The sequence below is a fragment of the Bacillus sp. 1735sda2 genome, from assembly GCF_024159245.1.
GTDB lineage: Bacteria > Bacillota > Bacilli > Bacillales > Bacillaceae > Bacillus > Bacillus pumilus_O.
Genome location: NZ_JAMYWZ010000001.1, coordinates 3097738 through 3123039 on the forward strand (window position 1 = coordinate 3097738; position 25302 = coordinate 3123039).

General features: G+C 41.0%; 25 protein-coding genes. 5 read left to right on the plus strand and 20 right to left on the minus strand.

Annotated features, from left to right (window positions below; all coding sequences use genetic code 11):
- Window positions 1–4: 4 nt before the first annotated feature.
- The 3 genes from comX to degQ all read right to left on the minus strand — a co-directional run bounded on the left by comX (window position 5) and on the right by degQ (window position 1368).
- Complete coding sequence (gene comX, locus NKR21_RS16305) at window positions 5–175, minus strand: competence pheromone ComX (RefSeq protein WP_012011107.1); 171 nt, start codon at window positions 173–175, stop codon at window positions 5–7.
- Entirely contained in the window at window positions 153–1076 is a 924-nt protein-coding gene (locus NKR21_RS16310) for a polyprenyl synthetase family protein (RefSeq protein ID WP_012011108.1), read from the minus strand. The genes comX and NKR21_RS16310 overlap by 23 nt, the downstream gene beginning before the upstream one ends.
- Before the next feature lie 151 nt (window positions 1077–1227).
- Complete coding sequence (gene degQ, locus NKR21_RS16315; protein WP_003213123.1) at window positions 1228–1368, minus strand: degradation enzyme regulation protein DegQ; 141 nt, start codon at window positions 1366–1368, stop codon at window positions 1228–1230.
- Between the two features lie 505 nt (window positions 1369–1873).
- Between degQ and NKR21_RS16320 the strand changes: the two genes are divergently transcribed.
- Window positions 1874–2227: a YuzC family spore coat inner layer protein gene (locus NKR21_RS16320; protein ID WP_012011109.1), complete on the plus strand. Its 354-nt coding sequence runs from the start codon at window positions 1874–1876 to the stop codon at window positions 2225–2227.
- 31 nt (window positions 2228–2258) lie between these two features.
- On the opposite strand, the gene NKR21_RS16325 is transcribed toward NKR21_RS16320, so the two are convergent.
- The 9 genes from NKR21_RS16325 to NKR21_RS16365 form a co-directional block, all read right to left on the minus strand.
- The gene (locus NKR21_RS16325) at window positions 2259–3485 is read right to left on the minus strand and encodes an EAL and HDOD domain-containing protein (protein ID WP_012011110.1); all 1227 of its coding nucleotides are present in this window, start codon (window positions 3483–3485) and stop codon (window positions 2259–2261) included.
- Between the two features lie 139 nt (window positions 3486–3624).
- Window positions 3625–5094, minus strand: coding sequence for a nicotinate phosphoribosyltransferase (locus tag NKR21_RS16330; protein WP_088000858.1), 1470 nt, complete (start codon window positions 5092–5094; stop codon window positions 3625–3627).
- A 17-nt stretch (window positions 5095–5111) separates the two neighbouring features.
- Window positions 5112–5663: a cysteine hydrolase family protein gene (locus tag NKR21_RS16335; RefSeq protein WP_144456373.1), complete on the minus strand. Its 552-nt coding sequence runs from the start codon at window positions 5661–5663 to the stop codon at window positions 5112–5114.
- A 60-nt stretch (window positions 5664–5723) separates the two neighbouring features.
- On the minus strand, window positions 5724–6131 hold the full coding sequence (locus NKR21_RS16340) for a YueI family protein (protein WP_012011113.1): 408 nt from the start codon (window positions 6129–6131) through the stop codon (window positions 5724–5726).
- Window positions 6132–6157: 26 nt separating this feature from the next.
- Window positions 6158–6406 (minus strand): YueH family protein, encoded by a 249-nt coding sequence (locus NKR21_RS16345; RefSeq protein WP_041815892.1) that lies wholly within the window; start codon window positions 6404–6406, stop codon window positions 6158–6160.
- A 96-nt stretch (window positions 6407–6502) separates the two neighbouring features.
- A complete protein-coding gene (locus NKR21_RS16350) occupies window positions 6503–6724 on the minus strand; it encodes a spore germination protein (RefSeq protein WP_012011115.1) in 222 nt (73 codons plus the stop codon).
- Between the two features lie 99 nt (window positions 6725–6823).
- Window positions 6824–7045 carry a spore germination protein gene (locus NKR21_RS16355; RefSeq protein ID WP_003213446.1) on the minus strand — a complete coding sequence of 74 codons (222 nt, stop codon included), beginning with the start codon at window positions 7043–7045 and terminating at the stop codon, window positions 6824–6826.
- 66 nt (window positions 7046–7111) lie between these two features.
- Window positions 7112–8215, minus strand: a complete 1104-nt coding sequence (locus tag NKR21_RS16360) for an AI-2E family transporter (RefSeq protein WP_012011116.1) — start codon at window positions 8213–8215, stop codon at window positions 7112–7114.
- A 185-nt stretch (window positions 8216–8400) separates the two neighbouring features.
- A complete protein-coding gene (locus tag NKR21_RS16365; protein WP_003213721.1) occupies window positions 8401–8637 on the minus strand; it encodes a YuzF family protein in 237 nt (78 codons plus the stop codon).
- Between the two features lie 182 nt (window positions 8638–8819).
- On the opposite strand from NKR21_RS16365, the gene NKR21_RS16370 reads away from it, so the two are divergent.
- On the plus strand, window positions 8820–10304 hold the full coding sequence (locus tag NKR21_RS16370) for an esterase/lipase family protein (RefSeq protein WP_144456375.1): 1485 nt from the start codon (window positions 8820–8822) through the stop codon (window positions 10302–10304).
- On the opposite strand, the gene NKR21_RS16375 is transcribed toward NKR21_RS16370, so the two are convergent.
- From NKR21_RS16375 to NKR21_RS16410, 8 genes are all read right to left on the minus strand, one after another.
- Window positions 10301–10834: an HD domain-containing protein gene (locus NKR21_RS16375; RefSeq protein ID WP_003212819.1), complete on the minus strand. Its 534-nt coding sequence runs from the start codon at window positions 10832–10834 to the stop codon at window positions 10301–10303. The genes NKR21_RS16370 and NKR21_RS16375 overlap by 4 nt on opposite strands.
- Window positions 10835–10979: 145 nt before the next feature.
- On the minus strand, window positions 10980–11723 hold the full coding sequence (locus tag NKR21_RS16380; protein WP_041815895.1) for a (S)-benzoin forming benzil reductase: 744 nt from the start codon (window positions 11721–11723) through the stop codon (window positions 10980–10982).
- A 98-nt stretch (window positions 11724–11821) separates the two neighbouring features.
- Window positions 11822–12307 (minus strand): type VII secretion protein EssA, encoded by a 486-nt coding sequence (gene essA / locus NKR21_RS16385; protein ID WP_088000849.1) that lies wholly within the window; start codon window positions 12305–12307, stop codon window positions 11822–11824.
- A complete protein-coding gene (esaA, locus tag NKR21_RS16390; protein ID WP_119125307.1) occupies window positions 12297–15194 on the minus strand; it encodes a type VII secretion protein EsaA in 2898 nt (965 codons plus the stop codon). Before esaA ends, essA begins: the two co-directional genes overlap by 11 nt.
- Entirely contained in the window at window positions 15191–19666 is a 4476-nt protein-coding gene (essC, locus tag NKR21_RS16395) for a type VII secretion protein EssC (protein ID WP_144456377.1), read from the minus strand. The genes esaA and essC overlap by 4 nt, the downstream gene beginning before the upstream one ends.
- Window positions 19667–19717: 51 nt before the next feature.
- Window positions 19718–21031: a type VII secretion protein EssB gene (gene essB, locus NKR21_RS16400; protein WP_144456379.1), complete on the minus strand. Its 1314-nt coding sequence runs from the start codon at window positions 21029–21031 to the stop codon at window positions 19718–19720.
- A gap of 14 nt (window positions 21032–21045) precedes the next feature.
- On the minus strand, window positions 21046–21285 hold the full coding sequence (gene yukD / locus NKR21_RS16405) for an ESX secretion system protein YukD (RefSeq protein WP_003213579.1): 240 nt from the start codon (window positions 21283–21285) through the stop codon (window positions 21046–21048).
- 95 nt (window positions 21286–21380) lie between these two features.
- Window positions 21381–21674 (minus strand): WXG100 family type VII secretion target, encoded by a 294-nt coding sequence (locus NKR21_RS16410; protein ID WP_003213769.1) that lies wholly within the window; start codon window positions 21672–21674, stop codon window positions 21381–21383.
- A gap of 404 nt (window positions 21675–22078) precedes the next feature.
- On the opposite strand from NKR21_RS16410, the gene NKR21_RS16415 reads away from it, so the two are divergent.
- The 3 genes from NKR21_RS16415 (at window position 22079) to NKR21_RS16425 (ending at window position 25267) form a co-directional block, all read left to right on the plus strand.
- Window positions 22079–23308, plus strand: a complete 1230-nt coding sequence (locus NKR21_RS16415; RefSeq protein WP_012011124.1) for a sporulation transcriptional activator AdeR — start codon at window positions 22079–22081, stop codon at window positions 23306–23308.
- Between the two features lie 110 nt (window positions 23309–23418).
- The gene (gene ald, locus NKR21_RS16420; RefSeq protein WP_044140831.1) at window positions 23419–24555 is read left to right on the plus strand and encodes an alanine dehydrogenase; all 1137 of its coding nucleotides are present in this window, start codon (window positions 23419–23421) and stop codon (window positions 24553–24555) included.
- A gap of 115 nt (window positions 24556–24670) precedes the next feature.
- A complete protein-coding gene (locus NKR21_RS16425) occupies window positions 24671–25267 on the plus strand; it encodes a biotin transporter BioY (protein WP_012011126.1) in 597 nt (198 codons plus the stop codon).
- The last annotated feature ends 35 nt before the right edge of the window (window positions 25268–25302 follow it).

Genomic DNA, 25302 nt, shown 5'->3' on the forward strand with positions numbered 1-25302 from the left:
CTACTCAAGCAGTTGACCATATGATTGCTTTAATAACGTCTTCTTTCTGGAATCCGTCAACAATTATACTTGCAGTTTCTTGATCAACGTGAAGCAATGATGCGTTCCCATTAACGATTTGATTTAATGTTGAAGGATTCTCCACTAAATAACTAACCAATTCCTGAATTTTCATCTTCTCCATCTCCAATTAAAAAGAGTATCAGTTTTTTCTTTTTTGAAGCCTCTAAATGTAGTTTCTTGAACGCTTCTTTACACTTATTTCTGAGAAGGTTTCTCATAATAAATACATATTGTTGAGCACCTGATTTCTTTAATTTATCCTTTAATTCTTCAGAGCCGACGCTCTTATCCTTTGATTGAAAATAACTGAGCAAGTCTGAACTAGATGGATTAAACTCATTTTTCAAATAAACTAGCGGTAATGTTTGCATTCTTTTAAAGTCAATATTATCTTTATTAAAAAGACCTAGATAGTCATTTTCAAGCTGTTCCGCCATTCCTAGGTAATAAGCATATTCTTCTACCTTCTTTTCAAAAGAACCTGTTGCCAAGATAACCCCTAACATACAGGGTAACACAAACAGTGATCCTGCCTTTAATCTCATGATATTTAAACAATCCTGCTCATTTTCCGGCTCCACTGTCATATCCAAATGCTGTCCTTGCATTGACTGAATGGAATAGGAATATACACTGTTTATAAGCTCCGTTGCATGATCAAGCTTCGAAAAGACTCCAAAGCTCAATGCAAAAAGAACATTTGCCGCATTCATCGCAACTCCGCTCTGACACCTCATCCAAGGATACGAATCTTTATCCTGATCTTCAATATCATCTAATATATCGGCTGATAAGATGAGAAGTTCAATCCCTGCTGCCAATTGTGTAATCGCTTGCTTGTCTTGCCCGCCAAATGCCTCATAATGCTTGTAAGCTAATTGCCCAAAGGGAAATTCATTCTTTATATCAGTAAATTCTAGAAGCAGCTTTTGTAAATCCTTCTGCCTGACTGCATGTTGAATAAAATCAGACATATTCTGCTTGATTTTTGTATTCTCTAGATAGTTTAGCATACTCGGTCTTGTCCCTCACCCTTCCGCCTTTTATTTTACTAAAAAGACATGAGCAAATGTCCACTGACATCACTATTTAACAATTATATAATAATATATCCTTTTTTTGTATGTATTTGGATAAAAAAAAGACTTGATGATGATCAAGTCTTTAAGAAATTTTCACATATTCATATTTGTCGTACTGATCAATGCTTTTGTTAATGTTATGAAGAGAAGCCGTTGTTTCTCTAATTTCGTTTTCAAGTTTCCATAATAATTGTTTAAGTTCTTCGATTTCATACTTTTCCATCGATTCCACTCTCCTTTTTTGGAAGATCAATGTATTTGTGTATGGTGATTGGGTCATAAGTATTTGATCTGTTAATAACAGTGTAAATGTAATTGAGTATTTTTTCACCGAAAAGTATGCACAAAATGTGTGCGTGATACCGCAAAATTCAATAGGTCTTTTTTCATCATTTTCTGACTTTTCAAATCATACTTTTATCTCAATTTCAAAGGAACTGCGTCATTTTTGCGACAAGAATAGGCATCATTCGTCACGCTTCTCTCACAACAGAACATACGATCCCTCCTGTAACCTCGGTTTTGAGTCTTATAGGTCAGACGACAGACCCTATTGTGGACACCGCAATTTTTTGACGACATTCACCGAAATTGACCGCAAAAGTACCTATTTTTATGTTGGATTTATACAGATAGAAAGATCATTTTGATTCTTTATTCTGATTTTCTACATACATTTAGAACAGATATCCGTCCAATTTCACGTCAATGAGAGAAGAGGTGACGAAGTGTTTTACTATGTTCCTTATCCTGCTTTGCAGGGTCCCGCAATGAGCCGTGCACATTCGCGCACACCTATGACTTTTCCTCCAGTAGATGCCCACTCATTTCAGCGAGCCGCAAAGGAATCCGCCCGACTTGTTGCTGATGCTTCACTTATTACACAGCAGATTTCCAGCTCCCTTTCGTTTGCACAACGGATAATGGAGGCTGCTGAGCGCTCTGATTCGACAAGTGTCATCAGAATGCTGAAACAAATCGGTGTGAAAAGTGGGATCGACATCCGCTTTAGTCCAGAAGGCATTCGGATCTACTTGTCTCTTGCCTCTAGCAGACTTTTTCTTCTTTTACAGTGGGCATAACAAAAAAAGCCGCTCTCAGCGTGGGCGGCTTTTACGATTCAAACATTTTATGACACCATTCAATGGCTTCTATATAACATCCGTAGGCTTCTTGTTTCGGGAGATTCCCATCTAACATCTCATGATCCCATTCATTTCGTTCAATCCGTTTGGCGACATCTAGCACAAATGAATAATCATTTTCATAACCAAGCAGTGCCTCGCCCACTTCATCAGAAAGTGGCAGCTCTTTTACAAGTTCTGTAATATCTGCCCTGACAAGTGTATCAATGAGAGAAAACATACCTGTCAGCATATAAGAGGCTGGGTGCTCTCGTTCGGTACGACTCGCAATCAGTTCACATGTTTTCGCCCGAATGAAGGACATTTTAATAATTTCTTTTTGACTTGAATTGGCTTGAACATTCAATTCTTTAAATGAAAGAATAAAGATCCAACGCCTAATTTCATTAAAACCAAGCAGAATAATCGCCTGCCGGATACTTTTGATTTGATATAGGCGTCTCATGCCGCCTGAATTGAGCATTTTTAATAATTGGTATGATAGCGAAAGGTCACTTTCAATAAAATGGGTAACGACCTGGATATTCGGTTGTTCCTTGCTCAGCTCATTTAATAGCTGGTGATACGCATGGAAGCTGGTCGATAATGCTCGTCCTGATATCACATGCGGCTCACTAAAGAAATACCCTTGAAACAAATGGAAGCCGGCTTCTAGCGCTTCTTCATATTCTCTTCGCGTTTCCACCTTTTCTGCAAGGAAACGAAGTCGATATTTTTTATAGGTGTGTAGAATTTTTCTACGTTCTTCCGATGTGGTCTTTAGAAAGTCGATTTTTAAAATATCAATGCAATAGAGGAGTTCCTCAAGCAACTTGTCACTGAAATGTGATCCGCTTAGAAAAAAGTCATCAAGTGCAATCGTATATCCCCATTTTTTTAATTCCTTACATCTCATAATAAGTGCTGGGGTAATCGGGACATTTTCTAATATCTCGATCACAAGCTGATGCGGATCAAAATAGGTGAGCAGATCAGACGAAAGTAAGCTTTCGGTGAAATTAATGTAGCATCTTTTGCCTTCTGTCAATGTTTCGATGCCGATATTTAAAAAACTGTTAATAATGAGGTCCGTTGTCGCTTGGTCACCATCTTCAGCGCTATATGTATTGGTTTCACTATCTCTATAAAGCAGCTCGTATGATACGACTTGTTCTTTTCTGTTAAAAATAGGCTGTCTCGCAACAAACACCCTCAACTGCTCCAATCCTCCTTTATGCCATGACAAACAAGATGTGCTTTCAGTATACCAAATGATTGTGCTTATGGTTCATTTTGAATCGGTCAAAAAATAAAAAAAAGAGATCACCTGACTTGATGATCTCCTTTCTTCAACGTTAGCTTTCATAAAGCTCTAGTTTAATTTTATTTTTCACGTCATGAATAAACTGCATCTTGTTATCCCAGCATTTTTGACTCAAATCGACTGGATATTCTTCTGGTTTGCTGATTCGTTTATATTCCTCCCAGAAAAGTCCGAGGCTGTCCTGCACATAGGCTTGAATCGTTTGAATATCCGGATTGTCATATACAAGTTTTCCTTGTTCGAAAATCGGGACATGTAGATCCTTCGCCACAAAGTTTGTGACAAACTTGCTGATAAATGTATGCACTGGGTGGAACATTTTTAGCTTATCCTCACTATGAACATCTTCGTCTTCGAGCGCAATGTAGTCACCCTCTGAGTGATGATTCAATTGATTGATAATGCGGTACACACGTTTACGTCCTGGTGTTGTCACTTTCTCTGGGTTGGATGAAATTTTGATGGTGTCATTCATCTGACCATTCTCTTCAATCGACACAAGCTTATACACTGCACCGAGAGCTGGCTGATCAAATGCTGTGATCAGTTTTGTCCCAACACCCCACACATCAATTTTGGCACCCTGTGCTTTTAAATTCATGATGGTATGTTCATCAAGATCACTTGATGCAATGATTTTTGCGTCATGGAATCCAGCTTCATCCAGCATCGTTCTAGCTTTTTTAGACAAGTAGGCAAGGTCACCACTATCTAGTCTGACACCAATAAAGTTGATCTTGTCTCCGAATTCTTTCGCTACCTTAATGGCATTCGGAATACCGGATCTCACGGTATCATACGTATCGACTAAAAAGACACAGTCTGTATGGGTTTCAGCATATTTTTTAAATGCCGTATATTCATCGCGATATGCTTGCACAAGTGCGTGAGCATGTGTTCCTGACACTGGGATGTTGAAGCGCTTCCCAGCACGAACATTACTTGTCGCCTGAAAGCCGCCGATAAGTGCCGCTCTTGCTCCCCACATTGCAGCATCCATTTCATGTGCACGTCTTGTCCCAAATTCTAGTGCTGTCTCGTCTTCAATGATTCCTTTAATCCGAGCTGCCTTTGTCGCTATCAGCGTCTGGAAGTTTACAATATTTAACAAGGCGGTTTCAATTAGCTGGGCTTCGACAAGCGTTGCCTCAATGCGCATAATTGGCTCATTGGCAAAAACAATTTCGCCTTCTCGCATAGAATGAAGGGAGCCTGTAAAGGATAACCCGCTTAAATAATCAATGAAATCGCTTTTATAACCGAGTTCGTCTTTTAAATACGCTAGATCACTTTCGGTGAAGGAGAAATCCGATAAATATTCAATCGCTTTCTCTAAACCAGCAAATACAGCGAAGCCATTGTCAAATGGAAGCTTTCTGAAGAAGAGTTCAAAAACTGCCTTCTTCTCATGAATGCCGTCTCTCCAATACGTTTCTGCCATGTTAATTTGATAAAGGTCTGTATGTAGTGATAAACTGTCGTCAATAAACCGATGCTCCAACTTCCATTCTCCTTCCCTTACTTAACCACTTTCGCACCAAGCGACTGCTCAAAGTGAGAAAGTGCCCACTCGTGCCCCGCTTCATTAAAACTCGCTACAGCATTCTCGTGAATCACAAGTTCGAAGCCTTTATTGTACGCATCAACAGCAGTATGAAGTACACAAATATCGGTACATACGCCGGCTAAATGAAGTTCAGTGATGCCACGCTCGCGCAGTTTCATTTCTAATTGAGTGCCTGCAAAAGCAGAGTATCTTGTTTTTTCCATATAGTAGACATGTTTTAAATGCTTTGACGTGTGAAATAGTGAACTTAGTTTGCCATAAAGTTCAATTCCCTTCGTCCCGCGAATATTATGGGGCGGAAATAACTTTGTCTCTGGATGATAAGGGTCTTGCTCCTCATGATGATCGACTGCAAAGACGACAAAGTGCCCTTCATCAATAAACGAAGAAGTGATCTCTGTGATCTTAGGCTCAATCGCCTGTCCAGGCTTTCCGCATGTCAATTTTCCATCGTCTGCAACAAAATCAACTGTATAATCAAAACAAATCAATGCTTTGCCCATCCGCATCTCTCCCATATGCTCTTTTGACTCATTATAGCTTATTCATTTCACTAGGGAAACCTATTCAACAGATTCTTGAGAAAAAGCCTTTTGAAACAGCTCATCTTCTATATAGATGTGCTCTTGATTGACCGCATTCGGCAGCTCTATCACAAGACCAAAAGGAGAATGTGCCTCATGATGATTCACCACTTTAAAGGAACATCCCGCGGCATTAGCCATTTTCACATACTGAGAATAAGAAGCATAGGACAACTCACCATTTAAAAGAACAGTGGACTGGCGGTTGGCCTTTAATACTTGTTCGACCTCTTGATACGGTTTATTTCGTGATACCTGTCCCTTTGTCAGGGCAAGAAGCGCTCGTTCTCTTAATGAACCGAGAAACATTCTTCGTTCATCGGGTTTTGTTTCAGCATGTCCAAATATCCCTTGCTGCAAATAAAAGTCTACGGATTCTTCTTTCATCGCTGTTTTCACTCCTGGTTTTATATTTACATTTCTGTGACCCAGTGCACAATCTTTAGTGCAAGTTCACGGGCTTCGTCTGTTTCTGCTCTTTCCATTAAGGAATGCTCGAGCGTATGGATTAGCTGCTCTTTTTCATCCTCGTACGCAATGGAGATACTCCATTCAATATCAGGTACGGCAACAAGCGTTTTATATTCTTTTTTATTTTCATGTAAATATACATTGTAGGTCTTTGGTTGTCCGCTTGTGATGTGTGCTTTTCTAATTTTCATTTGGCTCTGTTCACACCTCTTTTTCCTTCTTACTTCCATATCCATTGTACCATAAAAAAAGACAGCTTCAGAAAAGGAATTCCCTTTCAAAGATGGCTACGCATTGAAACTCTTCTGCTGACTAATAAGATTTGAATCCCAAACAAATGTGACGTTTGGACTGCTAAAAAATTGGACGAGGTCCCCTGCATTATAGGTACCTGAACCACCGGCGGAGTGATCTACACTTTTTGGCGAAATGGCAAAAACATCACCGAAATGTGCCGCCCCATTTCCGTACACACGATCTATATGAATAGGTCCAACAATCGCTGGCATTGCTCCACCACCTTTTCTATCCACATCATATGCCTAGCTCAATAATACGTGTATCTCAAATAAAAAAAGACAGCTGATATGTGAGCATCAGCTGTCTTTCTATGCATTAAATGATTGAGGCTGGCCAAACAATGTGAAATCCCAAAGCATCGTCGCATTCGGATCACTTGTAAGAGACATATAATCACCTGAATTAAAGGCTCCTGCCCCGCCAGTCGAGTGGTCTACAGCTAATGGGGCAATGGCCAGTACATCACCGAAAGTAGCTGCACCATTGCCTCCTAATGACTCGATATGAATAGGTCCAACGATTGCAGGCATCAGAATCTCCCCCTATCTGCTTATGACAATCATCTTATGCAAAAAGGGGAGCGTTGTGCATCTGCCCTAGACGTTTAAGTGCTGCTCTTTGCGAGAGCGCTGACGCAGCTGAACCAATCTGACAATATTCAGGGTGATCGCTTTGAGCAGCGCATAGACAGGCACTGCAAAAATCATGCCAAGGATGCCGCCAAAGCTTCCTGCCCCAATTAATAACAGGATAATGGTCAAAGGATGTGTGTTCAGACGTTTTCCAATGATCAATGGAGAAATGACATTTCCGTCAATTTGCTGCACAACAAGAATGACAATCACTGTCACTACTGCTTTTCCAGGCGAATCAAGAAAGGCAATCAGTACAGCAGGTGCCGCGCCAAGATATGGTCCAAGGTATGGAATCACATTTGTCACCGCAATGATAATACCGAGAATAAGCGCATATTTCACACCAATTAATAAGTATCCAATAAAACAAGCGACTCCAACAAACAAACAGACAATAATCTGCCCCTGTATGTAAGCTGCGAGCGTGTCGTTTAATTCTTTGAAGATTTTCAGCCCTTCCTTGCGGTAAGGCATTGGTAAAAACTGAACGAGCTTGTCTGGAAACTTATGCCCGTCTTTCAGCATATAAAATAAAATAAATGGAACGGTGATGACGGCTAAGGCAATATTCGCAATCACACCAAACACCGCAGACATACTTGAAGCAATGTTTTCCGGTAATGCCTTTAATGTCGAAACGACCGTCTGTTCAAATTTTGAGACAGACACATAATCTTGGCTCATCATCCAAGTAAATGTTTTAGAATGCGAAAAGTCATTGATAAATTTCTGCATGTCCGTTACATAACCAGGGAAGCTTTTGACAAGTCCACCGACCTGCGAAATAATCACCGGCCCAGCAGCATTGACGATAAACGTGATGAGTCCAATGAACAGGAGATAAATGATCAGGATAGCGAGAGTTCTAGGGATTTTCTTGGACAAAAATCGAACAATTGGATTAAAGATGAAAAACAGAATACCCGCCAGCAAGATGGGGACAAACAGCGTTGATGCAAATAAAATAATCGGCTGAAATAAAAACGAAACCTTTGTTGATACATACACAATGAGTAAAACAAGTAATATTTGGAATGTCCAAAAATGAACTTTAGATTTTAACAAAGATGCTCCTCCTGTTACGTATTGATCTTATTAAAAAACTACTATTCAACCCACCTTCTGTCAACTGCTTCTTGTTTTTAGAACCTCATTTTTTGAAAAAAAAAGAACAATTGGTATATCATGCACTTTCCCCAGATATACATTCTATAAGCATGAAAAAAAGCAGACACCTATGCGTCTGCTTGTTACACTCTTTCACTGTGATCAGGCATCACCGACACGATTTGCTGGATCCGCACATAAAAAACTGATTTTGCCCCCGCTTCTATCACAATATGATCCGGCATGACTTCCTTCAATTTCCCACGGACCGTATCTTTCACTGTTTGCACAATTAATCTCATACCGACCACTTTCTGCAATGTTTGATAAACATATGGATCAACTAATGAAACAAGCTGCGGACTTCCTTGTTGTGCCATACTACCCGCCCCTTTACTTGTGTATTTACCCACAGCGTATGCATGAACCCATGTGAATGTCACTCATGGCAACCACACAACATTAATACCATATTTTAACAATTGGTACGTTTTTACATTTTTTAGAAGTATAATAGATTGGTGCTGCCAACAATTTAAATCATTTGAAGAGGTGAATTGTCTTGAAAAAACTCATTTGTATTGTTGCTGTCATGCTCTTTCTATCCTCTGCAAGTTATGTGTATGCAGGGACAATTGGAGATCCCCCAGGGACGCCAGGAAAGTGGTATAAAGGAGAAGAGCCCATTCAAAAAGACGGGTCAAAACCACCACTTGTTTTTGTTCATGGTATTAACAGCTCCTCCTCCACTTGGTCCAATCGAAACGATATGGCAAAGCAGGCTGTTCAGAATGGATACGAAAGCGCATTCATAGATTTGCACCCAGATCAGGACATGAAAAAGAACGGCAAACTATTAGCGGAAAAGCTCAAAGAAATCTATGACGCATTTGGTAGAAAACTCATTGTGATTGGTCATAGTAAAGGAGGGATCGATACACAGTCCGCCTTGGTGTATTTCAAAGCCCATCCCTATGTGGAAAAGGTCATTACGCTTGGCTCTCCTCATAACGGGACACCGCTTGCGGATCTAGCATATAGCAAGGGTGGGGGCTGGCTCGCGCAAATTCTTGGACAAAAAAGCGAAGCGCTTTATTCTTTGCAAACTGGTCTGATGGCAGCTTTTCGAAGTGAAACCGATCAGCTAGAGGCGTTCCCCAATAAATATGTCACCTACTCTGGTTCAGAATGGGGTACATTTGGCGGTGCGCTGTATTTAGGCGGCATGTATTTAAAGAGCTTTGGTACAAATGATGGTGCCGTCACGGTAAACAGCACAAAATTATCATATGCAAACAATATCTTAACTGGAAAATGGGATCACTATTCAATCAAAAACGGCACAAGTATGTTTCCTGTGTTCCAGCATCAGTTGCTGGCAAATGCCTCGAGCGCTGAAAATAAACATAAAGAGGAACAAGAGCCCGTCTCTGCTGAGCTCAATACAGATGTTTATGTGAAAGGTGGAGAAAGTGAAAAGGATAAAACAGAAGTGTTCTATGTAGAGGAAGGAACGAATGGCTTATCGATCCAGTGGTTAAATGAAAGGCAGGAGACGCAGCCCGAAATCATAGCCCCAAATGGAGACGTCTTAACAAATCTTAAGACATCGGAAGCTTCTTTCCCATATGAAGGCGCATATTCACACCATGTGAAAATCAATAAACCCGTTCCTGGAAAATGGACGATTCAATCGAACTCTGGAAAAATGGCTCCTTATTTGCTGCTTGTATCTTTTGATTCACCATTAAATGAAGAAATTAAAGAAGCTGCTTCGAAGTCAGGGGGTGCATCGACCCATTCAAGCGGTCTGATTAAACGGTTAAGCAAGTCAGTGGAAACCAATTACTTTAAAGACGCACAAAAGGATCATCCAGTGAAAACAAGTAGTTCATCAGCTATTCAATTGAAAAAAGAAGGTGCCTATTCCGTCACGGTACAATACACTGGACTCACTACGTCAGGGACATCTGCGTTTAACCGTACCGTTATTCGCACAATGTATGTCGATCAGCACGGAACGATTCATGGTGACATTCCATATTAAACAGAGCGTTTCATGGGCTGAAGTGCCTGCTGCACTTTCTGATCCAAATCGGCAATTTTTTTCATTGCGAGTGATTCATCTATTTGTCTGTAATGATGGTGCCCGCCTGGCTCTTCATCCATTTCATCTGCTTTCTTCACAATTTGTTGGAGTGTGTCCTTATGAAGGTCACCCTCTGGCAAATATGAGTCTGTATGAAGCAGAATGGCAAGAGCAATATCCTTGGCTGCTTTTGGTTCCTCGCCGAGCCGTATGAGTAGTTTATGTGCCCGCTCTGCACCTTTAATGGCATGAATATCATTTCGTCTATATGTCTCGTAATCCCATTCTCCGCCGGCTGTATACCATTCATAATGGCCAATGTCATGTAGGAGCGCTGCTTTCACAGCCAGATCTGGATTAATTCCAGCCTTCATCGCCAGCTTGAATGCGTGATAAGCACAAGCAATCGCATGGGCTTTTCCTGAACGATTTAAATATTTTTGAGCAACTGGATGGGTGTAAACATCCATTAATGTAACCTTTCTCATGGAAACCCCTCCTTATCTATATTTTTAGCATCCTAACATATTCTGAAAAGAAACTCAAATGTTCTGTTATATTTTCTATGAGTCTCAAGATTAGCTTATGTCAAATCAGCCGGTTTTGCTTGTACAAGACGGAAAAAAGCAGTCGTTATGACTGCTTTTTTCCATACTCACGTGCATCATATACGACGCCGCCAGCTGGATCATCCGCTAAAAGATCAAGCAAAATACATGCGACTTCATCTGGACTCTTTAGTGTGCCTGTTTCATATAATTGCTGAAAACGGTCAATCTGTTCGAAGTCCTGTTTTGATGATTTTCGAATCTCTCCCTGCATATCTGTATCAATCGTGCCTGGGGAAAATGAAAACGTGTTAATTGGATATGCCTCGTCCTTCTGCTCCTCATGCAAAGTCCTCATAAACATATCAAGCCCTGCCTTTGAGCTGCAATACGCACTCCAGCCTTTATAAGGATTTTTCGCCGCTCCAGAAGAAAGGTGAACGATCATTTTCTTTCCATTAAATGATTGAGTCTGCTGAACAAATACATGACTCAGCAAAACAGGAATCACAAGATTCAACGTATAATGCTGATGAAGCATATCCTGTCCGCCTTGCCCCACACGCTTGATTGGGGTCACCATGCCTGCATTATTGACAAATAAGATGTCATCAGCTGCTGCCAGTGTTTGCGGCACGAGACAATCTTGAAGCCATTGGGCTGCTGCTTTCTCATCTGTCAGATCGACCTGTGTATGTGTAAGTTTCGGATGAGAAATCGGTGATGCACTTCTTGCTGCTGTGTACACATGATCTCCGCGCGCAAGCAGCCGGTTCACAAGTGCTAGACCAAATCCTTTTGATCCGCCTGTAACGATTGAAATTCGAATGACAATCTCCTCCCTTGATAACCTTATTTTACGTAGTGAAACGGTACGACTTCAAGCAATCTGCATAAAGAAAAGCCTGCCTCCTTTAAAGAGACAGGCTATTTCTTTTCAGCCTTCACATTGACCTTTGGAATCAGAATAAACATCACAACGATACCAAAGACGATGAAGAAACCAAAGATGATCGGAAGCAGTGCAGATGACTGCTTCTCTTGATCTTCGCCAGAAGGTGTCGATACTGCGGCATCACGAAAAGAGATATTCATCTCTTCCATCATGTGAGCTGATGTTTTGGGCGGGTTCTCTTTTAGATCACTGAAAAGCTGCGGTGAAAGAGACCCTCCCGGAGTTTTAGGCGGTTCAGCAAAATGAATGTCTGTTTTAACTGTTGATGTCTTTTTGCTTTGTTCGTATTTCGTTTGATCCCTCAATATACTTGAGTTAATATCAAGTTTTTTTTCTTGATATTCATTCGGCTTGACGTTTGTATCCGTATCTTCACCAGCAGCGAAAGCAGCAGGAATGAGGAGAAAAAGGGACATGACACCAAGTGCCATCCCTTTCACGAACAGATTAAGCCTCATGAGTCACATCACGTTCCTCCGTTTTATCTTTCCATAGCTTTGTCACAAACGGGATGACCATGAAGAGGACAGTTAAAATCATTAATCCTATCACACCCATTCCAAAGTGATCTCCATTTCCATATTGGATGGACAAGTACACGTCTGTCACTGGGTTGGTGAAATGGAAATTCGGCATCACCAAATCAATTAATGGTGCGACAAAGAAGAAAATAAGCGCCGTTGCTGCCATCCATCCGGCAATAGAGCCGAATAGGAACGCCGTGCGAATAAAGGCGGAACAAGCCACTAATAGTAAAATCGTGAAAATGGACCACTGAATCGCTTGATCATCTGCAAGCTTGTAAATGTTTAGTCCAAATAAGCTGATCATGAGCCCGACTAATAGATTTAAGATGCCAAACAGTGCACCTTTCACCAGCATCGGAGCGGCCGCATAATACGAGCTGAAAAAGCCTATTAACAAACTACTGATCATCACAATGATCAAAATGACCACTGGGGGTACAGTCTGCGTTTTTTCTTCTGGTACATCACCACTGATTTTCAGCGGATTGGCTAAGTGATTATACACATAGTTGCTGTTGCCTTGATCACTTAATGTGTTTCCTAAAATACCTTTCAAATCTTGCTGAACAAGTTTCGTGGAATGAACATTCTTGCTCCAGTTTTCATTCAGCGTATCCGCTTTTTCTTGGACCGTTGTCACACTCTCTTCAATGTTATTCGTATAATCTGCCACTCCTTTTTGGCGGTCGGTTAACGAACTCATATTTTCAGAAAGTCGAAGCACTTCTTGACCAATTGAATCCTGCGCACTGACAACAATTGAACTGCCTGCAAGGTCCGCTGTATACACTGCATCTCCTTGATCAGCCATTTGCTCCGCAACATTGTCCGCACTTTCAGAAATTGTGTTTAATTCCTGTTCCATGCTTGCCTGCTGAGTCGAAATGTATTCTGCATAGCCATCTGAAAACTTCTGCATCTCATCAATAAAAGTAGACACATCATCGTTTGACGTCAGCATTTGTTTTTTGAGCGTATCCCAGTTTTCCGTTTCCTCTTTTTTGATGGAGAGGATGGACTGGATATTCTCTTCTTTTGTGTCATATAAAGAAGAGTTATTAGATGGTTGATAGACGTTTGCGATCATCAGCTCTAGCTGAGAGAGTTGATTGGAATACTCCATTAATTTTTTAGTTCTTGTTGATTTTGTTTCGAATTTTTTCTCAAAAAGATTGTCATTAAATGCTCCACCAATCGGTGAGTTTCTGCGTTTCAGCTCTTTTACTTTGCTTAAAATAGTGGATTCCTGGCTTTTGATTTCATTTGGAATCACATTATATCGATCTTGTAACCATAGGAACATCTTTTCAAGCTTTTCTACTTTTTTCGTAAGCTTCTCGAGCTCTTTACTCATTTGACTCACTTTGTCTTTTAATTCATCATTATGAGCGGAAGCTTTCTCTTGAATTTTCTTTTTCACTTCATCTAAGCGAGTTGAGAGTGCTTTTAGGTCATCCTGCGATGAATTCTTGCTGCCGGTATCTGGCTGAGCAGGATTTTCATCATTTTCTCCTACTTCCCCATCTTCAGAAGAAGGCGGTGTCTCCTGTTCTACTAATTGATCTGCAAGGTCGTTCATTTCTATTGAAATTTGCGAGAGCTCATTTGTTTCTTCATCTAGGTTAATTCCAATCTCTTCAGGGGTTTCATTATCTTGATCTGATTGCCCGTCATCTTCAGAATCAACTGGAGGCTCAGGCTCGTCCATCAACTCTTGCCTTTTTGCCAATAGCTTTGTCTGCAAGGCTGATATTTTATTTCGATAGTCTTCTAAGTAACGGTCTTCATACTTTTTAATCAGTTCTTCCTGAGACGTCTTTACAAGTTCCGTTAATCCCGTTGATTGCTTAGGAATAGCGTCTTCTCTCGACTTTTGAACAGTTTGAATGGCGCTGTCCGTTGTGTTTAACTGACTTTGTACTCCGTTGATATCTGTTTTGAGTCCACCCATTTGATCACTGAAGCTGCGGGCATTTTGGTTTTGAATATCAGCGAGCTGTTTGAGCCCCTGCTGAATTTGTTTTTGGTTTGTCGATTGCGCTTTGATCAAGAGGTCCTTTTGTTTGTCTTGATACTGCTGGTATTGATCGACTACTTTTACAAAATCCTTTAACTGGTTCTTTGCTTCTTCTGTCGTACTCAGACCGTCTTTATATTGCTTCTGCGAGTCGGTCATTGCATTTTTTAATTCTTCTATTTGTTTCTTCTGTTGCTGAACCGCATCTGATAGTTTGTTTGAGTTCGGCTTATAGAAGTTATACATCGTGTTTTGGAATTCAACTTCTTTGCCGACAATATGCTCAAACTCTTCTCTAACATTGCCGATTTCCTGTGATACAAAACTCCAATATAACGTCGACATCTGTTCATTCATTTTCTTCTGCGCATTTTCCAGCTCTCTTTGCACTTTCTCTTTATTGACTGAATTGAGCTGATCTTGAATGGAAAATTGAATGGATGCCTTCTCAGGATGGTCTTTATCATAGCTCAGCACATTTTTAGAGAAATCAGACGGAATATAGAGGACAGCGTCATACTTTCTGCTTTTCAATCCATTTTCCGCCGCACTCCGGTTCACTACAGTCCATGTATAATCTGGACGCTCTGATAAGGCAGCGACGACATCTTGTCCGAAACGAGCGGTGTTTTCACTTTCGCTCGCCCCCATATCCTCATTGACCACAGCAATATTACGTGTGGCATTCTTTTTCTGTTTTGCCGGATCATCTCCAATGAGGTGGAAAAATAAAACCGGCAGAACCAGAATCAATATCATCGTCGATATGATTTTGATGGAGCTTTTTTGCTGCTCTGTCATTGAACACTCTTCCTTTCTACCGCACATAAAGGAACTTGGATTTTCTTCTCTTTCCCGTTTTCAACCAAATATCCGAAACCTGGCTGAATATCTGGTTCTTGTCTTGCATACGGAAGCGGTATGATGTTTTGTTCTGATTTTTTCATGAGTAACATGGCATGACGAACTTGTTTGATTTCGTTTGTGAGTGCATCATAGCCTTTGCTAAATTCGGTATGATTCCCTGATGCGATCAGGCTAAAGCCTAGATGTGCATATGACTTCATGAAATCAGCCAATTGGTCTTGAAGACGCGGATCGATCGTCTGCTGAAAACGTGTAATGCCATCAATCACAAGCACAATTTGAGAAAACGACAACTGATCAGTCTCTCCACGGCGCACAGCTTCGACGTACACCTCTTCACGTCCCTTGAATAAACGGTCTATTTCCTCTGCCCATTCGGTGATATCATCCTTTGTTTCAAGGTAATCAATGTTCTCTTCTTTTGCGTAATGAGAGAGACCCCGATCGATCGAATCAAAGACGGCTAGCTTCTCAGGTTTTGCTGCTAATAGCTGATCAAGCATCAGTTTTGTCACATTTGTTTTTCCTCGCTGCGTTTGACCGATGATGAGGCAATGTTTATTCTTCTTCAAGTCAAAGTAAACAGGTGCAACAGATTCTTCATCTAGTCCGACTGGAATGTCATACGGCTGTTTTTGTTCTTCTAACCGACTCTCTAGCTCCCAAATGGTTAGTTTATCAGGAAGCATTGGTACAGGTTTTGGTTTTTCAGCTGATGCAAAGCGATCATGAAGAAGCTGGATCTCTTGTTTCAAATGCTCAAACAGCTCGAGATCGTTCTCTCCTTCAACTGGCAGGAACATTTGTGCAAAGTAAAGCTCTTCTTTGTTGATAATGACTCGCCCTGGAATCGGCTCTAAGCTAAATTTCGGTCTGCCAATAATCGAGTACGCCTCTCCTTGATCCATTAAGTAATGGACGACCTTTGTTTTCAAGTTGTTCATAAGAGATTGACGGACTGCGTTTACCCGAGTTGCTGTAATCAAGAAGTAAATTCCTAATGATTGTCCATCACGGCTCAGTTGGATAAATTCTGATTCAAGTTCATGCATTTCGTCTTTGACTATGTCAAAGTTATCGATCACGATGAAAATGAATGGGAGCTTTTTCTCATTTAAAGCGTTGTACATTTTGATATGACTCATTTCTTGCTGCCTGAATAACCGCTTGCGGTATTCAACCTCTTCCCGCAGACGCGTCATCGACTTTTGAATCTTTCTCATTTGATCCATTAAGAAATAATCTGCTGTGTGTGGCAGCTTGGCTAATGGAAGCAATGTTCCGTTTCCGAAGTCATAAATATAAGCATGCCATTCTTCTGGTGAATATCTCTCCGCAAAGCTCATGAGGAGTGTTGTTGCAGCAAGTGATTTTCCGTAGCCAGAGGAACCAAAGATCCCAATGTTCCCATCTTCCATCATTTGATAAGAAAGTGGATGCTGGCTCTGCTGATCTGGCTCATCGACAAGCGCAAAATGGAAGACATGCTCTTCACTCGACGCATAACGTGATTTTGGAATCCGTTCTTCGAGCGGTGGAAGCCATGGACTTGGGAGCTTCTCAATCCCAAGCTCCTGCTGCATACGTTCAATTTCATCTACAACAGCAGAAATCTCCGACACTGTCTCTTTTTTGACAGCCGGTTCGGTACTAACTCCTGAAAGCGGAATAAGCCCAGTATCTGTCACAATGGCAATATCATCTTCTGATCCGTAGCCATCTTCCATATACGGCGCACCGCTCCAAGCTGATTGGAACAATTCATAAATTTCATTGTTTCCTACTTGTAAGTAGCCGCGTCCTGTCACGGTAATGGACGCCGCATCACTATTTTTCAATATCTCCTTACTGTCTGACGCATCTTGTACTTTGAGTGCGACCTTAAAGCGGGAGTTACTCCAAATCTGATCATCGATGACCCCGCCTGGTTTTTGGGTAGCCAAAATGAGATGAACCCCGAGGCTTCGGCCGATACGTGCCGCACTGACAAGCTCTCTAATAAAGTCGGGCTCTTCACTTTTTAATTCGGCGAACTCATCAGAGATTAAGAATAAATGAGGCATTGCCTGTTCAGCCTTTTTCTCCTTATAGAGCTTCGTATAATCATTGATGTGATTCACATGATATTGATCAAACAAGCGTTGTCTTTTCTTCAACTCACTTTTAATTGAGGCAAGCGCCCTTTCACTAAAGTTCTTACTGCCTTCAATATTGGTGATCGTGCCAAGTAAATGAGGAATATTTCGGAACGGCTGCGCCATTCCGCCTCCTTTATAGTCAATCAATAGGAAAGCGACTTCATGCGGATGAAAGTGTACAGCGAGCGATAAAATGTACGTCTGTAAAAATTCACTTTTCCCCGATCCTGTTGTTCCCGCCAACAGACCATGCGGGCCATGTGCTTTTTCGTGCAGGTTCAGATCCACAATGTCATTTTTCCCTTTATAACCGATTGGTACAGATAGTGATTTGGCCGTTTCTGATGTGAGCCATTTATCACGAATGCCGATCTCTTCTACCTGTTTGGCATGAAATAGATCAAGGAAAGAGACCGTTTCAGGAATCGAATTGGTCATGCCAACTTGATGATCTAATGTTCTCAGCGTTCTGGCAAACAGCTCATTGTCCATGCGCTCATGTGTATCAAGCTGAAATGGAATTCGGACGGCTTTTTTGTGCTGAATGAGAATATCTCCTTCTTCTTCGTTAATATAACGGACAAGCGTCGAGATATTTTCAGCTAAGCTTTCCTTTGTTTCAGCAGCAAAAATAATGGAGATGCCAAGGTCCGTTCGGCTGCCTTCTAAATACTCTAAAATCACATGTTCAGCAATGAGCTCATGATTTGTCACGATAAACACAAAGTGAGGCGTAAAGATCTTCTTCTCTTTTTCTTCTTCTAAATCACGCTCACGTAAAATTTCATAAATCGAGGACAACAGCTGATCACGTGTTTGTTCGTTGTAAATAAACCCTTTGCCGTATGTATGAGGTAGCTGGAAATGCGGAAGCCATTTCATCCATTCCCAATTCTCATACTCTTGCTCATGAAAAATAAACACAAATCTTAAATCATGATAGCTGTGCGAGAAAGCAAGCTGTCCGACAAGTTGATGAAGCTCCTTTTTTACAATGGCTGGCTTTCCAATCAATCCAGTTGGGCCATCGGCAAGACCAAATGTGATGGGTACATCCTTCACTTCACGATAAACCTGTTGCATGTGCTGCGTTTGTTCCATTAAATCATCAATGTCTCGATTGGCCATGTCACCGCCGCTCATCGATAGTTCATAGCTTGACGGGACTGCACCCGTCCCAAGACGCAACTGCAAGAAATCATCACTCACAAGTGTTTTTTCCCAAATTCGGCCGCTAATTTCTGACGTTAAATACTTCATTTGTTCAAATGACGGATAATGATATGTCAAAATATATTGCTGGCGGTCGTAGAGCTCTTGCAGCTCTTTTCGTTTATTTTCTAAGTAAAGAGAATAGACTCTCTGCCGTTTCTCTTCCCGTCTTTTGCGTTGTGATTTCTCTTTAAAGTATTGAACAGACGATGTGATTAATGTCATGATAAACATTGCCATCGACACGACAATAAAGATTCCGCGCGGCTGGACAAGCGCAACAATTCCCATCACAAGAAGCATCACAAGTGGCGGGAGGACAACAAGCCAAAGCCCTCTGCTGTTATTTTCACTCTCCTGCGAAGGAAAGCTAAAGGAAACCCGATCATCTGGCAGATCATAAATTAAACGGGGTGTTCGTCTATATAAAGGATATTTTTGTTTTGTTTCTGTGCTTGGTGCTCCTGTTTTTTCCAAACGTGTTTGAAAGGGTTCATATGCAGTCACCTGCAATAAATCATCATCTTTCAATGTCACCGTTAGAAAGTTCCAGAACAACTCATCCCCGGCATCAATTCGCTCTGGCCCGTGAATTTTTTTCCCGTTCACATAAATCGTTTCGTCCTGAGGCATGACATACCAAGTTCCTTCGATTTTCTCTAAAGTAAACTGGTTCGCATCTTGAAACATAGGATGCGCTTGTTCTTTCCACACATCGATCTCATCTTTTTTCTCACGTGAAAAAGACAGCTCGACTCTATTTCCTAGGTAATAAATGTGTTGATCATGATGTGCTTCCATTAAAATAAGGGTCAGTGGTCCAAGCTTATATGGTTCATGTGGAAGCAATGTGCCTTTCTTCTCTTCACCCTGATAAATGGAAAAGCCATCATTCGGTTCATCGGGAGTTAAACGGATGACTCCTTCATCAAACGAAAGTGAAGGGATTGTCACCGTATGCTCTATTTCAGGTCCAATCACAGCTTCTCGATTGAACTGCTCGTCTAAACGGACGGTTTGATAATCCTCCTCATAAAAAACCCAAAGAAGACTCAAACGCTCCACCTCCTCATAGGACAGCACCAACTGTCAGTTGTATCGAAAGAATTATTTTTTCTCATCTTTTTTCGTCTGAGAGGTTTTCTTTTTCACTTCAGATTCTTTCTCTTTTTTCTCTTGATCAGCTTTTGACTGCTCTTTTTGTTCAGCAGCTTCATCTGTTTGGCTTGCGCCTGAGGAGTCATTGGTGCTTGTCTCCGTTGTTTCTTTTTCTTCATATTTCGCCATTTCCTTAATAATTGGATCTAGCTGTTTTTGTTTTTCTTCTGCAGAAAGACTGTCATCGTTTTGAATGTCATTGCGATAGGCGACGAGTGCCGTAAATATGTACCGGTCGTCTCCAAGGACACGTGCAATATCAAGTGCTTCCTTGCTATTGCCTTGTCCAATATGAATCCAGAAAAGAAAATATTGCGGATCAGTCTGCAATGTGTATGTATCTGTGATTTCTTTTTTATGTTGATCGAGTAACAGATTGCCTTGATTTGTTTGTACATACGAAATGGCCAGTTCATATTGAAGGGAAACCGGCATTTGATTGGCTGAATATTTTTCTAACGTATCCACCACTTGGCTGTACTGTTTGTTGAGATAATATTTGTTTGCCTCCACATACGCTTCTTGTTTCGGCATCGCAAAAAAGAAGGTATAAATGGTGTACACCAATGCAGGAATTAATAGGACAAGCAGACCTAGTCCGATATATCGTTCGATCTTCCATTTCTTTTTCGGAATGGTTAATAACGTTTTCTCTTTCGTTTCAATCGCTTCGATCTTTTGCTGAATGAGGGCAGACAATTCTTCCAGAGACTGCGTTTCGCTGATTTCTTTTGCCAATTCAGATAGTTTCAGCGTTTCGCTGTAAGCCACATATTCTTGAAACTGATATTCATGGTCCACCACTCGAAGAATGACGGCTTTGACTTCTTTTAGTAAACGTTGCTCATCCGTTTCATATGGCGGGATGCTTTCTTTGACGCCGTAATGCAAAAATGCAGGAGCTAAGCCTTGATGAAAAACAATGTTTTCAGGAGAAACAATAGGATGCAGCCGCTTCACGTCGTGTTTGCACACTGCATCGACAAGCTGGTATGAAAAAATCCATTTGCTTTTTTCATCCTTCGCATGGATGAAACGAAATTCCTGATAGGCAGGAGGCGGTTGAATAGAAATAATAACCTCATCTTCAGTTAATTGAATCTCTTTTTTAAATGAAGGGTTGATGTCTTTGATCGGTGCCGCTTCTAAACCGTCTAAGAGTTTAATGGTCTCTCTTTGAAAAATGAAGCTGTAGGTGCCGCCCTTTTTTTTCATCACTGCTTCTAATTGTTCTTCTAAATAGGAACTCTTTTTATCTGCCATTTACAAAAGTCCTTTCATAGTATTTCCAGCCTGTCTCCTGTGGTGATTCCACAGTCTGACAGCTTATATTCGCCTGAAAACACAGCTTTCTTATTGACTACTCGCACCCAGCCGCCTTCTCGCTTAGGAAGTGAGATTTGTTTTGCCTGCCAGGCGATATGGATGACTTGTTTAATATGTAAATAATTTGATAGTCTCAAATCAAACACACTGCCATCATAATTTTTTAAGTCGATGGTAATATCGATATACACAAATTTCCACCTCACAAAATAGAAAGAGCGCCGGCATCCATTGACAGACTCGGCGCTTTTTCTGCTTTTCACACTTAGAAAGGAATTCCCTTTGATTAGCCGCGGATTTGGCTGGCGATGTCTTGGTCAGTGCTTTCAAGTGTATTTGCCGTTTGATCAAGCTGATTGCTGACATCTGTTAATAGATCAGACATTTTGATGAATGAAGGCTTTAACTGCTCGTATTGATCAGCAAACGCTTCACTAGAAGCACCTTCCCACATACCTTTTAAATCTGAGATCATTCTATTTAGACGATCAACTTGGTTTAACACTTCTTGACTTTCAACACCATATTGCTTAGCGGTCGCTCTTAGTTCTTCTGGGGTTACGCGAATAATTCCTGACATATTCCTCATTACCTCCCGTGCATAGCCGCCATATAATGGGCTAATCCACTTATTTTTTGACGTTATTATTATAAAAACAGAAATGATACACAGTCAAACAAATCTGTTTTTATTTTACAAAATGAGTCTATAGAATTACTGTATTTTCGCTTTTTATCTAGTATTTAACATTTTTTTGGTCATATATTCTTAATAAGAGTAGACACACATCACTGAATCTTTCCGCCTATTGATTTATTACTACGTTATTATTGTACTATTTCTTTTTCGCCTTCTTTCAGCATGATGCGCTCGCTTCTCATAGCGATCTCTTTTTTTAATTTCTGGCATTTTGTTATTGATTTACGTACCGCTTTCTCTTCATAATGTAAGTACGTGAAATATTCGAAAAAGCAGGGGTTTTTATGAAAAAAAAGACAGATCCATTTAAGTATAGTCTTGATCGTTTAGAGGATGTGGCAGACCAAATTAGTGATGTGCTCAATTGCCCTATTACTATAGAAGATACGCATCATCGATTGTTGGCCTATAGTACACATAATGATTTTACGGATCCCGCCAGAACTTCAACCATTATCTCCCGCCGTGTACCGGAAAAAGTCATTAATCGGCTTTGGAAGGACGGCATCATTCCTACACTTCTTAAAACAGACGAACCGCTTCGTGTCCCTCAAATTGCAGAGGTGGGTTTATCTAGCAGGGTTGCCATTTCAATCTGGAAGGACAAAGAAGTACTCGGTTTTATCTGGGCAATTGAATCCACACAACCTTTTTCAGAAGAAGACATGGACCTTCTGAAGATGGCAGCACATGCTGTAAAAAACAAATTACTTAACTTACAAATTCGCAAATCGAAAACAGAGGAACGCAATCAGGAACTTTTTTGGAAGATGCTCACTGGTCATATTCATGAAAAAGATGAGATGCTCGACCTATTTTTAAGACTCGGCATCAGATGTCCAGACACGTATGCCATCATCATCTTCCGGCTTCGTGACGAACTCACAGATGACACAGAAAAAAAGCTATCTTATTTACTTGAAACAACGCAGCAAGTCCAAGTGTTGTTAACGACTGTTGATTTTCACGAATTCATTATTCTTGTCTCACCAAAAACAGAGCACCCGCTGCAGGACATTAAACAATTCACAAGCGGCATGCTGCAGCAACTGTCTGACCGTTATCATATCCATCACGTTCAAGCAGCGATTGGTGGAATTTACGATAACATCTCTCATATTCAGCCATCTTATAAAGAAGCACTCGCTGTATTAAAAACAAAGGAGCGATTCCCTGTTGAAACCGAACGTTTGCACAGTTTTTCTGAACTCGGTATTTATCAATATTTAGATGTCCTCGCTGAAAAACGAAGGGGCTCATCTTACTCCAGTTACTCTTTATCAAAGCTGGAAGATTACGACCTGAGGCATCATTCCAACCTAGTTGAAACCCTTGAACGGTTTATTGACTGTGATAGCAATGCCAATATTGCGGCAAAGCAATTAAACATCCACATCAATACATTGAATTACAGATTAAAACGTATTACAGACATTGCAGAAATCGATTTAAAAAACATGAATGAGAAAATGACCATATACCTTGATATGAAGCTAAAAAACGTCCATTTGTGAAATTTCACAAAGAGGCGTTTTTTTATTTTTTATTTCAACCGAAGCATTTTTTAAACATTCAGGATACACTAGACATACAATATGAATAGATAAGCATGGGAGGAATAAACATGATCATCGGCATTCCGAAAGAGATTAAGAACAATGAAAACCGAGTGGCATTAACACCAGGAGCAGCTTCTCAATTACTTTCAGCTGGACATCAGATTTTGATTGAAACAAACGCTGGTTTTGGAAGCGGATTCACTGATGACGATTATGTATCTGTTGGTGCAGAAATTCTTGATCAAGCGAAAGATGTTTGGGCGTCTTCTGATATGATCATGAAGGTAAAAGAACCATTACCTGAGGAATATTCATATTTCAGAGAAGGACTCATCTTATTTACGTACCTGCATCTTGCGGCAGAGCCCTCCTTGGCTGAAGCTTTAAAACAAAAAGGCGTCACAGCTATTGCTTATGAAACAGTAACGGACGGAAAATCACTCCCTCTCTTAACACCTATGTCTGAGGTGGCAGGTAGAATGGCCGCTCAAATCGGTGCACAATTTTTAGAAAAGCCAAAAGGCGGTAAAGGCATCTTGCTCGCAGGCGTACCAGGGGTATCAAGAGGAAAGGTCACGATTATAGGCGGCGGTGTTGTTGGAACAAACGCAGCAAAAATGGCGATTGGACTTGGCGCAGATGTCACTCTGATTGACGTAAACGCAGAACGCTTACGTCAGCTGGACGATCAATTTGGTCATCAAATGAAAACGTTAATGTCTAACCCTGTCAACATCGCCGATTCAGTCAGCGAGGCAGACCTTCTCATTTGTGCTGTATTGATCCCAGGTGCCAAAGCACCAACGCTTGTGACGGAAGAAATGGTCAAACAAATGAAGCCTGGTTCCGTCATCGTAGACGTAGCCATTGACCAAGGCGGCATTGTCGAAACAATCGATCATATCACAACACATGATCAGCCTACTTATGAAAAACACGGTATTTTACATTATGCTGTCGCCAATATGCCTGGAGCCGTTCCACGGACATCGACTGTTGCTTTAACAAATGTCACCGTTCCATATGCGCTGCAAATTGCTCATAAAGGCGCTGCAAAAGCTATTCAAGAAAACAAAGCCATTGCAGAAGGTGTGAATGTCATGAACGGACATATCACATATGAAGCAGTCGCACGTGATCTTGGCTATGATTATGTGCCTGTTCATCAAGCGATTGATGCGTCTTCTATGACAGAAGCTTAATACAGACCCGCCCTTTTGATGGGCGGGTTTTATTGTTAACTAATATAAAAAACAGGTTGACAAATAACCCTCATCCCCTTAATCTATTTGTACAGATAAGACAGGGGGAAACATCATGCAACAGAAAACAAGAACCGCTGATTTTGTATTAGTCGGAATGTTTGCTGCACTCATGGCGATTGGAGCGAATATCACATCCATTGTACCGTTTTTACAGGTCGGCGGAATTCCACTTACGATGCAGCCTTTTTTTTGCGTACTTGCTGGTCTTTTGCTTGGCAGACGGCTTGGCGCATTAGCGATGATTGTGTATGCCTTGGTTGGAATTGCTGGCGCTCCTGTATTCGCACAGTTCTCAGCAGGCTTTGGGGTGATTTTAGGCAAAAGCGGTGGTTTTGTCTTATCGTATATTCCTGCTGCCTGGCTAGCTGGATTCATCTTAGAAAAAAGAAGAAATCCTGGCTTTGCCCGCTTTTTACTTGCAGCTATTGCTGGTACGACCGTCATGTATCTGATCGGAACGACTTATACGTACTTCGCATTAAATGTGTGGCTGAATGCTCCGATTTCTTATCAAACCACGTGGTTCTTTATGATCTGGTTTATGGTGAAAGATTACGCATTGACGATATTACTTGCGATGCTGGCACCTAAAATTTATCGCTCTGTTTCAAAAGCCACGTCCTTTCGAAAACAACAAGCTGCATCATAAGGGCAGACATTGATCATAGAAAAAAAGAGCCTGAT